Raw genomic sequence first — 12,532 nt, 5'->3', positions numbered from 1 at the left:
TTCATCGCATTGGCAACGTAGGATAGTCGCTGATAGTCAAATCGAAGCCGCGCTCGCTCGACACCAGGTGCGCCATGCCACCGTAGGGCAGCGTCGCGCGCTCCTTGATGTGGCCGAACGGCAGGCCGGTCAGCACCGGGATCGGCAGCCGCTCGCGCAGGTATGCCAACATGGTCTCGAAATCGTAGCCATTGTCGAAGGCGCTGAGCTTGTAGCCGGAGAAGTCGCCCAGCACCAGCGCCCGCTGGCCTTCCAGCGCGCCGGCGTACAGCAGTTGCAGCACCATGCGTTCTACGCGGTATGGATGCTCGCTGATATCTTCCAGGAACAGGATGCCGTCCGGCTGGGACGCGAAATACGGTGTGCCCAGCAGGCTGACCATCATCGCCAGGTTGCCGCCCCACAGCTTGCCGCCGACATCGACCAGCGGATTGTCCGAGCCACCCTCCGCCACCGCGCCGCGCACCGTGTGCACCGGCCCGCGCAGGCAATCCCAGAATTGCTGCACGGTGTAGTCGACCGGCGTCTCGCGGATAAAATCATCGCACATCATCGGGCCGCCAAAACTGATGCGGCCGGTTTGCTTCATCAACGCCATCTGGAACGCCGTAAAATCGCTGTAGCCGACGAACAGTTTCCCACTGTCCGCCATCGCCCGGAAATCAATCGACGGCAGCAAGCGACTCATGCCGTAGGAACCGCGCAGCGCGATCACCACCTGCACCTCGCGATCGGCGGCGGCCGCGTTCAACTGTGCCAGGCGGCCGGCGTCGGTGCCGGCGAAGCGCTGGAATTTCTTATCGTCGTCGTAATAGTTGTGGACCAGATGACCTTGCTGGCGCAGGCGCTCGATGCCGTTTTGCAGTGCTGCGTGATCCGGCGCGTAGCCGCCAGTGGCCGCGATCGCGATGCCGATAGTGGATGTGCTCAAAGTGTCTCTGTCAGTGATGGGTGCCGCTGCCCGCCCGGCGGGATGTCAACGGAGGAATGTCCGGCGACATATTACCGCGCAGATGTTGCTCAAGCAAGGCAAGCAGCCGCTCGATCAATTGCGGCGGCAAGTCGTGCCCCATGCCTTCGATCACGTGCAGCCGGGCGTTGGGAATCGCGGCCGCCGTGTCGGCGCCGCAGGCCAGCGGCACCAGCGGATCGGCGGCGCCGTGGATCACCATGGCCGGACAACTGATCTTGCGCAGCAGCGGCGTGCGATCGCCGGACGCGACGATGGCCACCATCTGCCGCGCCATGCCGGCCGGATAGACGCTGCGATCCAGTGCACGTTCGATGCTGTCGCGCAGTTGCCGCTCAGGCGTCGGGAACGACGGACTGCCGATGATGCGGTACACCTGCACCATGCGGTCGATCACGTCGCGCCGGTTGTGCGGAGCGGCGGGCGCGCGCATCAAGGCGTTGCGCGCGGCCGGCGTCGGCCCCGGCAGGCCGCGCCGGCCGCTGCTGGACATGATGGAGCTCAGGCTCAGGGTGCGCCGGCCAAAGCGCGCGGCGAAGATCTGCGCGATCATGCCGCCCATCGACACGCCGACCACATGCGCGCCGGCGATGCCGAGCGCATCGAGCAGGCCGAGCGCGTCGTCGGCCATGTCGTTCAGCGTGTAGGCTGGCGCCTGCTTCCATCCCACCAGCGATTTCAGGTAGGCCAGCATCAGATTGGGTTGCTTGAGATGTTCGAACTTGCTGGACAGGCCGATATCGCGGTTGTCGTAGCGGATCACGTAGTAGCCCTGCTCGACCAGGCCGTCGACCAGATCCTGCGGCCAGGCAACCAGTTGCATGCCCAGGCCCATGATCAGCAGCACCGGCGGGTCCAGCGGATTGCCGCTGGCCTCGTAAGCAATCGTGATTCCGTTAGCTTGTGCGGTAGCCAAAACGACCTCCATGGACAGTGCCGGTAACAGTAGCTTGAGCATACCATTTTTACCGGACCTGCGAAAACCGCTGCTATTCTGAGGTGTTGCGCTTTGCTGCGGCGGCCGCGGCGCGACGCGCGGCAAAGAAGGATTTCAGCATGGCGCCGCACTCGTCGGCCATGACGCCGCCGGCGATCGCGGTATGATGATTGAGCTGCTCCTGCTCGAACAGATTGAGCACCGAGCCGCAGGCTCCGGTCTTGGGGTCGGTGGCGCCGTACACCACCTTGGCCAGGCGCGCGTGCATCATCGCGCCGGAACACATCACGCACGGCTCCAGCGTCACATACAGCTCGCAGCCCGGCAGGCGGTAATTGCCCAGCGCCTCGGCCGCCGCCCGCAGCGCGACGATTTCCGCGTGCGCGGTCGGATCATGCCGGCCGATCGGCTGGTTGTAGCCGCGCGCGATCACCACGCCATCCTTGACGACGACCGCGCCGACCGGCACCTCGCCCAGGTCCCATGCGTGCTGGGCCTGTTCGAGCGCCTGCCGCATAAAATCCTCGTCAGGCATCGGTGATTTCTGCCCAGCAGTTAGGGGTTTCGTGCAACACCAGCTTGTGCAGGTGCAGGCCGGTGCCGTAGCGGTCCTTGTAGGCCGCCTTCAGGATGCCGAAAGCCACGTGGGCCAGGTTTTCCACGGTCGGAATGCGGTCGATCACCACAGTCTTGTGGCCCGGCAGCGTCGCCAGGAAGTCGCGCACCGCAGCATCCTTCTCGTAGACGATGAAGGAATGGTCCCAGACGTCGACCAGGTGTTCCTTGGCCAGCGCCTTGATGTCGGAAAAGTCCATGATCATGCCGTTGTCGGAATTGCCTTCGGCCGTGATGATGTTGCCGGTCAGCGTGATTTCCAGCGTGTAGCGGTGACCATGCAGGTTGCGGCACTGGCTCTTGTGGTCGGGGATGCGGTGGCCGGCGTCGAACTCCAGCTTGCGGGTAATGGTCAGCATGATTAGGGTATCTGTAAAAGTTTATGGGTTTGCAAGCTCAGCTTCCATTTCGGATTGCGCTTGCAGGTTTCGATCGCCAGTTTGGTATTGAACTCGGCCAGCGGGCCATCCATGGCCTGGACAAAGAAATTCTCGAAGTCCAAATGCTCGTAGGCGCTCAGGTCCTGGCCGGTTTGCGGGATCACCACCTTGATTTCGCTGCCCTTGGTCACCACCAGCTTGGAACCCATTTTCGGGCTGACGCAGATCCAGTCCACGCCCTCGGGCACCGGCAGCGTGCCATTGGTTTCAATCGCGATTGTAAAGCCGACCGCATGCATGGCGGCGATCAGCGCGGTATCGAGCTGCAACAGCGGTTCGCCGCCGGTGAACACTACATATTTGCTGGCGGTGTAAGTTTCCGGCCACAGCGCGTTGATGGTGGCGGCCAGGGCTTCCGGCGTGGTGAACTTGCCGCCGCCCTCGCCGTCGGTGCCGACAAAATCGGTATCGCAGAACTGGCAGACGGCGCTGGCACGGTCGCTCTCGCGCCCGGTCCACAGATTGCAGCCGGAAAAACGGCAAAACACGGCGGAACGCCCGGCGTGGGCGCCCTCACCTTGCAGCGTGTAAAAAATCTCTTTGATGCTGTACGTCACGGCAGTTCCCAATAGGACAACCCTCAATTATATCTTACGCTACACTTTTCGGTCTATGCCGGTAGAAGTTGACATTTCACAATGCTACCGCGCAGCAACCACGATATGTTGGTCTGGTGGACGCTAACTGGGGAAGAACTATCATGCGCTACGCTCAACCGCTCCTGGAAATCGATATCATCATTGCCGGTGCCGTCATGCTTGCCGGCATCGCCCTCTTGCTGCTGTGGCGGCAGCGGCGCCTGCACCGCGCCCTGATCCGGCAGGAAAACAAGCTGGCCGAAGAACGCGGCCGCCGCGAGCTGGCCGAACAGGCGCTGGGCGATACCCGCATGCAAGTATCGCGCCTCAGCGCCAGCCAGCAGTCGCTGCGGGACGCCGAACGCCGCCGTATCGCCCGCGACCTGCACGACGACATGGGCCAGCACCTGCTGGCCATGTCCTTCGATATTGCCGCGCTGGCCCAGCGCCACGATGCGCTGGCCGAGCCGCTGGCCCAGGTCGAGGCCCGGCTGCAAGCGGCCACCCGCGCGCTACGCACCATTGTGCGCGATTTGCAGCCGGAACAGCTGGAAAGCGGCCTGCAAGGAGCGGTCCAGCAACAGGTGGAGCAATTTTCACGGCTCAGCGGCATTCCCTGCCGGCTGGAAGCCGAGCCGGCCGCCTTCAGCATCCCCGCCGACGAACGCATGGACGCCGTGGTGTTCCGCATCCTGCAGGAATCGCTGAGCAATATTGCACGCCACGCCCAGGCATCCGAAGTATGCATCGGCCTGTGCCGCGTGGCGGACGGCCTCAGCCTGACCGTGCGCGACAACGGCGTCGGCCTGCCCGACCCGCCGGCCCGGCGCGGCTGCGGCCTGCGCGGCATCGCCCAGCGCGTGGCCGAGGCCGGCGGCCGTTTCGATATCACGAGCCAGCCCGGCCACGGCACGGCGCTGACCATGTCCTTCCCGCTCCAATAAACACACCGACAACGGGGACCACCCATGCCCACTCAAAAAATCCAGCACCTGATGGAATTCTCGCAAGCCGACATGCAACACGGCTTCGCGCTGAAACTGATGGAATTGCTGGTCATCCCAACCTTCGTGATCGACATCCACGGCAAGGTCATCATCTGGAACCGCGCCTGTGAGCGCCTGACCGGCGTCGACGCCTGGGAAGTGCTGGGCACCACCGACCACTGGAAAAGTTTCTATCACGACCAGCGGCCGACGCTGGCCGACCTCGTGATCCACGGCCGCGACGCCGACGTCCAGACCCTGTACCACCAGCACGCCCGGCGCAACGACAACGACAGCGGCCTGCGCGCGGAGAACTGGTGCGATATGCCGCGCGTGGGCCGGCGGCGCTACCTGGCGGCCGACGCCAGTCCCATCCTGGACGCCGACGGCAAGCTGGTGGCGGTCGCCGAAACGCTGCGCGACGTGACCGACGAGAAGCGCGCGCAAGTGGCGCTGGAGCAGCTGGCCACGCGCGATGGCCTGACCGGCCTGGCCAATCGCCGCTGCTTCGACGACACCCTGCAAGCCGAGTGGCAGCGCGCGCTGCGCCAGCAGCAGCCCCTGTCGCTGCTAATGGTCGACGTCGACAACTTCAAGCAGTACAACGACGCCTACGGTCACCTGGGCGGCGACGAATGCCTGCAAAGAATTGCCTGCGCGGTGTCGAGCGAAATGCGCGCCAACGACCTGGTGGCGCGCTACGGCGGCGAGGAGTTCGCCGTGATCCTGCCCAACCAGTCGCTGAAAGGCGCGGCCATCGTGGCCGAACGCATCCGTTGCCGGGTCGAGCAGCTGCACCTGCCCAACCTGGGCAGCGCGCAACATGTGGTGACGGTGAGCATAGGTGCGGCGACCGCGCTGGCGGCGCCGGGCAGCGACCCCAGCCAGCTGGTGGCCACGGCCGACTCGGCGCTGTACCGCGCCAAGCACATGGGCCGCAACCGCATCAGCCTGCCGGAGCCCGACCCGCTTTAACCCTGGTAGATGGTGTAGTCAAAGCCGTTGGAAATCGAACCGATCACGTGCGCCTGATTCTCCGGCGATTCCGAAATGGCAGACAGGACTGCCGCGCGCGACGCGCTGCCGTTCTCCAGGTTATTCGTGTAGAACGCCCCGCCTCCAGGATCCGGCTCCCGGTCCAGGATGTTACGGTAAAGCTGGGTGACAAACTGGGCGTTGCTCAAGTTGGCGCCATATGCATCTGAAAATTCCTTGCTCCCCAGGAAATACCCGGCGACCTGATCCAGTGTGTAGCCCATGTCCAGCGCCCTGATCCAAAAACCCAAGCCGCCTGAATCCGGCGTCCGATGGAAGGCCGCCTGATATAAACGATAAGCCTCGCCGCCCACCTGGTGATCGCCGATGTCCAGCGCCATCGAACTGCCGCTGGCGAAAGTGAGTCGCTCGACCCCGATCAGGGTATCCTGTCCGCCCGAACCGGTGTTGTCGGTAACGATAAAGTCGCTGCCGCTGGCCGTGACCGTGTAGTTGCTGCGCGCGCCGCTGAAGCTCACGCTGTCGAGGCCCGCGCCCGCGTTGATGAACTCATTCCCAACGCCGGCCACCAGCTTGTCGTCTGACGCGCTGCCGTTGATAAACTGGCCACCGTTGGACAGATCAATGCTGCGATCGCTGAACTGCAGGACTTCGATCCCGCTCAGCATGTCCGTGCCATCGCCAGTCACGACCAGCGCCGCGGCATTCCCGGTCAAAACGTAATGCGAGTACGCACCGGAAAACACCACCGTGTCCCTGCCGCCGTTGCCGGTGATCGTGTCGCTGCCGGCGCCTTCGTAGATGATGTCCGCGCCGGCGCCGCCGGTGATCACGTCGCCGCTGCCATTGGCATAAATCGTCGAACCGCCCGAGCCGGCAACGGCTCCTTCGATCGTCACGTTGTAGGCGATCGAAATATTGTTATATCCCGGCGCGGTCGAACTGAAGCTGCCGGCGTTGAGGTTGATGGTCACGGCGCTGGTGCAAGCGGAGAAGTTGAACGTATCGCTGCCCCCCGCATCCCAGATGCACTGCAACGGCGAATTCTGCACAAAGTTGTAGCTGTCGTTGCCGGCGTGGTAGCTCATGTTGGCGCCATACAGGTACTGCATCGCCTGGATGTCGTACAGCGCAGGGGTAATGCCGTACTTGTGATTCAACGGGTAGCCGGAGCCGGTGTTATAAGACATCTGGCTGTAGTCCAGGTTGTCCGTCGCTGCCGGCAGGAAAGGACCGTCGATATCGCCACCGGTGGAATTGTAATTGCCCGGATGTTTCAGGCCCAGCGTATGACCCAGCTCGTGGATCAGCACCGACGGACCGAAGCTGCCGGGCGTCAGGACGTTATTATTGTTGTCGGCATTGTTGATGAACAGATAGGTCGGATCGCCACCGTTGGGCAGATACGCATAGCCGCTGCTCTGGTTACCCTGGTTGTTGGTCCCCAGCTGAATATCGCCGCCCGAAAGCACTTCGGTGAATTTGACATTGGCGACAGCCGCCCAGCTCGCCAGCGCCGTGCGCGCGGCTTGTTGCTGCGCGAACGACATCGCTGCGAAACCGTTGACGTCATCGGCGCTGCCATCGCTAGGCGCCGAACTCATGAAGCTATAGCTCAATGAAACGGCCTTGCCGGGACTGCTGGCCCAGCTGCTGTAGACCAGCGCGTCAATCGAATTATTACCGGTCGTGAAGAAAGTCATGATGTGGCCAAGGCGAATTAGTGCGATTGCATCATAGTATCACCAGTGCCTGCCTAATCGAAAGGATTCGGCACCGTAACACGCGGGGCCGGCGGCAGCTTTGCGGGCAGTTTTTGCGCCTCCAGCCGCGCCACCACATCGCCCAGCAAGGCATGCAGCGCGCGCGCGTCGGCCAGCCCGGCCTGGTCGGCCGTCAAATCGACATCGCCGCTGAGGGTGATGCGGTCCAGCCGGTTCTCGACCGACAATTGGCCGATGTTCAGCACGTCCGACTCATTGGCGTAGGGTACAAATTTACTCATGACAGGCTCCGGGATTTACGTGGTTTGACCTTCGGCAGACGCAACATCGTTTCTTTTTGACTCGCCGGCAACGACGGCAGCAGATTGATGCCGACCCGCGCCTCCAGCTGCGCCACGCTCAGTGTTTCATATTCAGCGTCGGCGCGGTTTTCGATAAAGAACGCAGCCCCCGCACGCTGGCGCGGGCTGTACACCAGCTTGTACAAATGGCTGGGTACCAGCACATTGCCGGCCTTCTGCAAATTGCCGCCGATGAAGGCCGGGCCGGTGATCACGTACAGGTCGCCCTCCTTCTGCGCCAGCTTGCGCACGGCGCCTTCGATGCCGGCCCACACATGACGGTTATTGTCCGCATCCTGCGGCACCATGTTCGCCAGCGTGAAGCTTTCGTGCTGGGTCTCACGGTCCGGCATGTCGCCGTTCGGCGCCATGTGGCCACGGTCGTAGCCACTGCGGGCGTAATCGGACAGCTCGGCGCGCAGGCTGGCCGGCAGCTGCTGTTCGGTATGGAAGGAATTCTCGCGCGACAGGTTCTTGGCGGCGTCGATGTTATCGGCGGTCAGGTGTTCGGCCGACCACAGCGGCGTGCGCGTAATCCCGGAATGCATGACGCCGAACACGCCGTAGCACAGCTCGGTGGTGGCGGCAGTCATCTTGGCGTTGCGGATTTCCGGCAGGCGGCCATCGACATAATGCGCGGGACAGTTGCCGGCCCAGGCCAGGCTGGCGCCCAACAGCCCGCAAGCGAGCGCCGCCGCGGCGACGGATCGTTGAATCAGGTACATAGTTCCTTCGGATAATTTGTCTTGGCGGCATTCTAGCGGAGCTCGGCCGCCTGCAACAAGCGCGTGGCAACTGTGCGCAGCTCGTCGCGCAAGGCCGCCGGCGCCAGCACCGTGAACGCGAACGGCGCCGCCGCCAGTTGCCGCGCCAGCCAGCCCAGTTCGTCGGACTGGTTATGCAGCACGACGCCGTCCGCCGTTTGCTCGAACAGGCCGATGGTGTCGATGAAGGCGCGGCGCGCGCTGGCCAGATCGGTCTCCAGCAAGATCGTGGCGGCGAACTTGCGCGGCAGCGTAGCCACCGACTGCCGCAGATGCTCCAGCGCGTCGAAACCGGCCGGCAACTGGAAACTGCCGCGCGTGGGTGTCACCTGCACCACGCGGTCGAGGCGGAAGGTGCGGATGCCGGCGCGCAAATAGCAGTGACCAACGGCATACCAGAAGCCGCCGTAATACACCAGGCCGTACGTATCCACATCGCGTTCGCTGTCGACACCGCCCGCGCGGTAGTGCAGATGCACGCGCCGACGCGACTTGGCGGCCAGGCTGAGCGCCGTCAGCGCCGCATTATCCTGCGGCGCAGCCCCCTGCTGCGCGATGGAACGCAAATCCAGCCGCACCGTTTCATCGATGGCGTCCACACGCTGACGCAAGCCGTCCGGCATGATGCGGCCCAGCTTGGCCTGCGCGCTGGCCACCGCCGGCGCCGCCTCGGCCAGCCCCAGGCCGCGCGCCGCCAGCAAGCCCAGCGACAAGGCCAGCGCCTCGTCGTCGGTGAACATCATCGGCGGCAATTTAAAGCCGGGCATCAGCGCATAACCGCCGTGGCGGCCACGCTCGGCCGTGATCGGTATGCCCATATCCTCAAGCATGACGATGTAGCGGCGCAAGGTACGGCCGTCCACGCCCAGCCGGCCGGCCAGGTCGGCGCCGCTCAGGCGGCCGTGGGTTTGCAGCAGCTCCAGCACTGCCAGCACGCGGGTGGTTGGATGGTACATGCCGCAAAGATAGCAGATTTATAGGACCAAATCCGTCCTATTTAATCGCTAGACTGCAGCAAACACACCAACAAAGGAGCAAAACATGAGTCAAACCGCCAACCTGGGCCTGTATTTTGTCGTGGTATTCGGCGTGGTCGCCCTGCCGGGCCTGGACATGGCCTTCGTCATGGGCAGTTCGATGCTGGGCGGACGCCGCTCGGGGATGGCGGCGGTCGGCGGCATCATCGCCGGCGGCTTCTGCCACCTGTGCATGGGCGCGCTTGGTGTGGCTGTGGTGCTGCAATGCTGGCCGCCGCTGTTCAAGATCATGCTGCTGGCGGGCGCGGTCTACATCGCCTGGATGGGCTACAGCCTGCTGCGCAGCGACAGCATCTTCCATCCGACGCCGGGCGCCGAGGCGATGGCCGACGCCGTCATCTTCCGCCGCGCGCTGACCACCAGCCTGCTCAATCCCAAGGCCTACGTCTTCATGCTGGCGATCTTCCCGCAATTCCTCAAGCCGGGCCAGGGGCCGCTGTGGGTGCAATCCGGCGTGCTGGGCGGCATCACCGCACTGACCCAGCTGGGCGTCTACGGCGCGCTGGCCTATGCCGCCAGCGGCGCCAGCGGCTGGTTCGCCAGCCACCCGGCCGCCGCCACGGTCGCCGCCCGCATCATGGGCGCGCTGCTGATACTGACCGCTGTGCTCAGTGCCAGCCAGGCCTGGGCCTGAAAAACAAAAAGGGCCGGAACCTCGATGGTTCCAGCCCTTCCAAACATCCGCCCTACCAGAGGCTGAGTTTTATTTCAATAGCGACAACTCTGCTTACTATTTTACATCATTTTACCGGAAATAGGTGAAAGTTATGGTCAGGACGGCTTGCTGCGGCGCGCGGTCCGCGTGGTATTGGCGCGCCGGTGTCCGGTGCCGCCACGGCGAGCCGGCGGCTTGCTGTCCTTGGTCTCCCCGGCCTCGGCCCGCTGCTTGTTGACGATGCGGGCCGCCACCTCCTCTTCACGACCCGGATAGCGGCCTTCCTCCTCGAACTTGTGTTCCAGTTCCTTGTACTCGCGCTCGCGCTTGGGACTCGCTCCTTTAGGCATGATCTGCTCCTTCACTCTGATTTCCCGGACCATGCTACCGAAAGCGCAACACTGTCGTCGCACGGCAGCGGAATATTGCTAAAAGTTATAGATTCGCACGACCGTTCGCTGATACACTTTCCGTTCCCCGGAGCAAATACCGGTTCTTACAAACATAATAAAAGACGAGACATGAAGATTGCCGATATCAAGATAGGCCACCGCCTGACAATTGCCTTTTCATTAACAACGTTGATGCTTGCCGTGGTCGTCACGGTGGGTACGCTGGGCCTGCGCGCCACCAGCCTGGAGCACGCTTCCGGCAACGCGCAGCAGATCGCCTCCTTCTACAGCACGCTGATGATCGCCCTCGGCCTGGCCGGCGGCGTGATGAGCCTGTTCACAGCCTGGTTCATCACGCGCGGCATCGTCGGCCCCATCCGCCACGCGGTGCGGGTGGCGCGCACGGTGGCCGGCGGCGACCTCAGTTCCAACATCGAAATACGCTCGCGCGACGAGATCGGCCAGCTGTCGGGCGCGCTGAAGGAGATGAACGCCAGCCTGATCGGCATCGTCTCCGAAGTGCGCGGCGGCACCGAGGCCATCAGCACCGCGTCGGCCGAGATCGCCGCCGGGAATATGGACCTGTCGGAGCGCACCGAGCGCCAGGCCGGTTCGCTGGAGGAAACCGCCTCGTCCATGGAGGAACTGACCTCCACCGTCAAGCAGAACGCCGCCAATGCCCAGCAGGCCAACCAGCTGGCGGTGTCGGCGTCGGCAGTCGCCGGCCAGGGCGGCGCGGTGGTGGCGCAGGTGGTCGACACCATGGCCTCGATCAACGCCTCCGCGCGCAAGATCGTCGACATCATCGCCGTCATCGACGGCATCGCCTTCCAGACCAACATCCTGGCGCTGAACGCCGCCGTCGAAGCGGCGCGCGCCGGCGAACAGGGACGCGGCTTCGCGGTCGTGGCCAACGAAGTGCGCAACCTGGCGCAGCGCTCCGCCGCCGCCGCGCGTGAAATCAAGGGGCTGATCGGCGCTTCGGTCGACCAGGTCGATGCCGGCGCGCGGCTGGTCGACCAGGCCGGCGTGACCATGACGGAGATCGTCGCCAGCGTGCGTCGCGTCACCGACATCATGAGCGACATCGCCGCCGCCAGCCAGGAGCAGCTGTCCGGCATTGAACACATCAACGGCGCCATCGTCGAAATGGACCAGACCACGCAGCAGAACGCCGCGTTGGTGGAACAGGCTTCGGCGGCGGCGGCCACCATGCGCGAGCAGGCCGCGCACCTGCAGGGCGCGGTCGGCGTGTTCAAGCTCAGTGGCGATGGCGGTGCGAAAAAGAGCGCCAGCGTCAAGCCGATCAAGTCGGCGCGCCGCGCCAGCGCCCATCCATCGGAGCACTTCGCCGAGTTGGAAGCGCCGCAGCCGCGCCGTTCGTCGGCCGCCCGTTAAGCGGCGATCAGCAGCTCGATCTCGGCCAGCAGTTGCGGCATGGTGTCGACCACGCGCCAGGCGCCGGGGAAGTCATGGCCGCGCGTGAGCGCATTGCGCAGGATGATGCAGCGGATGCCGGCCGCCGTCGCCGCCTGCAGGCCGCGCGGCGAGTCTTCCACCACCAGGCAGTCACCGGCCTGCACACCCAGCCGCTCAAGGCCCAGCAGGTAAGGCTCCGGCGACGGCTTGCTGGTCGCATAGGATTCATGCGTCAGCACGAATTCGAAATGCGGCAGCAAATCCAGCCGCTGGTGGATGATCTCGAAGTGCTCGCGATTGGAACTGGTGACCACGCCCATGCGCAGGCGTGGCGACAGGCTGGCCAGCACCGCGCCCACGCCTTCGATGGCCGGTATGTGTTCAGAAGCCAGCGTGGCGGCATAGCGGCGATTGCGCTCGCTGCGCCAGGCGTCCATCCCGGCTTGGTCCATCTGCGGATCGAGCAAGTGCCACGCGCCGCAGTTATCGGCCAGGTACCAGTCGAAGAAGTGCTGCTCGCTCAGCTCCAGCCCAAGCGGCAGGAACAGCTCCCGGTTCGCCTCGTAAAACAGGCGTTCGGTGTCCACCAGCACGCCATCGTTATCCCACAAAATCGCCCGCAGCATCGTCACTGTCCCGTGTAAATCGTCACAGCGGGCATTGTACCCGCTGGCCTTG

At 64.1% G+C, this 12,532-nt stretch carries 15 protein-coding genes; 4 read left to right on the top strand and 11 right to left on the bottom strand.

Annotated features, from left to right (window positions below; all coding sequences use genetic code 11):
* Position 1: 1 nt before the first annotated feature.
* From ldcA to queE, 5 genes are all read right to left on the bottom strand, one after another.
* Positions 2-931: a muramoyltetrapeptide carboxypeptidase gene (ldcA, locus tag D0T21_RS06305; protein ID WP_116989191.1), complete on the bottom strand. Its 930-nt coding sequence runs from the start codon at positions 929-931 to the stop codon at positions 2-4.
* A 10-nt stretch (positions 932-941) separates the two neighbouring features.
* Positions 942-1,886, bottom strand: a complete 945-nt coding sequence (locus D0T21_RS06300; RefSeq protein ID WP_116989387.1) for an alpha/beta fold hydrolase — start codon at positions 1,884-1,886, stop codon at positions 942-944.
* A 73-nt stretch (positions 1,887-1,959) separates the two neighbouring features.
* On the bottom strand, positions 1,960-2,442 hold the full coding sequence (gene tadA, locus D0T21_RS06295) for a tRNA adenosine(34) deaminase TadA (RefSeq protein WP_116989190.1): 483 nt from the start codon (positions 2,440-2,442) through the stop codon (positions 1,960-1,962).
* On the bottom strand, positions 2,435-2,881 hold the full coding sequence (gene queD / locus D0T21_RS06290) for a 6-carboxytetrahydropterin synthase QueD (protein WP_116989189.1): 447 nt from the start codon (positions 2,879-2,881) through the stop codon (positions 2,435-2,437). The genes tadA and queD overlap by 8 nt, the downstream gene beginning before the upstream one ends.
* 2 nt (positions 2,882-2,883) lie before the next feature.
* The gene (gene queE, locus D0T21_RS06285) at positions 2,884-3,519 is read right to left on the bottom strand and encodes a 7-carboxy-7-deazaguanine synthase (RefSeq protein WP_116989188.1); all 636 of its coding nucleotides are present in this window, start codon (positions 3,517-3,519) and stop codon (positions 2,884-2,886) included.
* Between the two features lie 143 nt (positions 3,520-3,662).
* Between queE and D0T21_RS06280 the strand changes: the two genes are divergently transcribed.
* Both D0T21_RS06280 and D0T21_RS06275 read left to right on the top strand, forming a co-directional pair.
* On the top strand, positions 3,663-4,484 hold the full coding sequence (locus D0T21_RS06280; RefSeq protein ID WP_116989187.1) for a sensor histidine kinase: 822 nt from the start codon (positions 3,663-3,665) through the stop codon (positions 4,482-4,484).
* A gap of 24 nt (positions 4,485-4,508) precedes the next feature.
* Positions 4,509-5,501, top strand: a complete 993-nt coding sequence (locus D0T21_RS06275; protein ID WP_229211350.1) for a diguanylate cyclase — start codon at positions 4,509-4,511, stop codon at positions 5,499-5,501.
* Here D0T21_RS06275 and D0T21_RS06270 read toward each other — a convergent pair.
* From D0T21_RS06270 to D0T21_RS06255, 4 genes are read right to left on the bottom strand one after another with little or no spacing between them, the layout of a single operon-like run.
* Positions 5,498-7,225, bottom strand: a complete 1,728-nt coding sequence (locus D0T21_RS06270) for a DUF4214 domain-containing protein (RefSeq protein WP_116989185.1) — start codon at positions 7,223-7,225, stop codon at positions 5,498-5,500. The genes D0T21_RS06275 and D0T21_RS06270 overlap by 4 nt on opposite strands.
* Positions 7,226-7,278: 53 nt before the next feature.
* Positions 7,279-7,527, bottom strand: a complete 249-nt coding sequence (locus tag D0T21_RS06265; RefSeq protein ID WP_116989184.1) for a hypothetical protein — start codon at positions 7,525-7,527, stop codon at positions 7,279-7,281.
* Positions 7,524-8,312, bottom strand: a complete 789-nt coding sequence (locus D0T21_RS06260) for a DNA/RNA non-specific endonuclease (protein ID WP_116989183.1) — start codon at positions 8,310-8,312, stop codon at positions 7,524-7,526. The genes D0T21_RS06265 and D0T21_RS06260 overlap by 4 nt, the downstream gene beginning before the upstream one ends.
* Before the next feature lie 32 nt (positions 8,313-8,344).
* On the bottom strand, positions 8,345-9,307 hold the full coding sequence (locus tag D0T21_RS06255; protein WP_116989182.1) for a YafY family protein: 963 nt from the start codon (positions 9,305-9,307) through the stop codon (positions 8,345-8,347).
* An 85-nt stretch (positions 9,308-9,392) separates the two neighbouring features.
* Here D0T21_RS06255 and D0T21_RS06250 point away from each other — a divergent pair, with 85 nt between their 5' ends.
* On the top strand, positions 9,393-10,022 hold the full coding sequence (locus D0T21_RS06250) for a LysE family translocator (RefSeq protein WP_116989181.1): 630 nt from the start codon (positions 9,393-9,395) through the stop codon (positions 10,020-10,022).
* 137 nt (positions 10,023-10,159) lie between these two features.
* On the opposite strand, the gene D0T21_RS06245 is transcribed toward D0T21_RS06250, so the two are convergent.
* Positions 10,160-10,393, bottom strand: coding sequence for a hypothetical protein (locus D0T21_RS06245; protein WP_116989386.1), 234 nt, complete (start codon positions 10,391-10,393; stop codon positions 10,160-10,162).
* 171 nt (positions 10,394-10,564) lie between these two features.
* Here D0T21_RS06245 and D0T21_RS06240 point away from each other — a divergent pair, with 171 nt between their 5' ends.
* Complete coding sequence (locus tag D0T21_RS06240) at positions 10,565-11,833, top strand: methyl-accepting chemotaxis protein (protein ID WP_373886657.1); 1,269 nt, start codon at positions 10,565-10,567, stop codon at positions 11,831-11,833.
* On the opposite strand, the gene D0T21_RS06235 is transcribed toward D0T21_RS06240, so the two are convergent.
* Positions 11,830-12,480 carry an HAD family phosphatase gene (locus D0T21_RS06235; protein WP_116989179.1) on the bottom strand — a complete coding sequence of 217 codons (651 nt, stop codon included), beginning with the start codon at positions 12,478-12,480 and terminating at the stop codon, positions 11,830-11,832. The genes D0T21_RS06240 and D0T21_RS06235 overlap by 4 nt on opposite strands.
* Positions 12,481-12,532: the final 52 nt, after the last annotated feature.

It is taken from the genome of Duganella sp. BJB476 (assembly GCF_003416895.1).
In the GTDB taxonomy this organism is placed as follows: domain Bacteria; phylum Pseudomonadota; class Gammaproteobacteria; order Burkholderiales; family Burkholderiaceae_D; genus Rugamonas.
This window is presented reverse-complemented; position numbering and strand designations above follow the sequence as displayed.